Here is a 260-nt window from a genome sequence, read left to right on the forward strand (position 1 = left end):
GTTCGACTTCGACGGGCGCGCCTTGATGACGGGCCGCATGTCCGATGTTCAGCAGGCAACCGCAGTCGGCGGAAACGATGCGCTCGCAGCCTGTCGCGCAAGCGGATGCGACCTTGTCTCGCACCATCGCGCCAGAAATGTCGGGATGCTTCAGCGAAAACGTGCCGCCAAAACCGCAGCATTCCGATTCGCGCTCGTGTTCGATGCGTGTGACGCCCGGCAATGCATCGACGAGTTCGACGCCATGTACGCGCGTGCCC

At 63.1% G+C, this 260-nt stretch carries 1 protein-coding gene; it reads right to left on the bottom strand.

All coding sequences use genetic code 11. The features are described 5' to 3' along the window. A partial coding sequence (locus SB753_RS38615; protein ID WP_410805356.1) for a heterodisulfide reductase-related iron-sulfur binding cluster occupies positions 1 to 260 on the bottom strand: 260 nt, incomplete at both ends.

It is taken from the genome of Paraburkholderia sp. SIMBA_053 (genome assembly GCF_046534895.1).
Lineage (GTDB): Bacteria > Pseudomonadota > Gammaproteobacteria > Burkholderiales > Burkholderiaceae > Paraburkholderia > Paraburkholderia caledonica.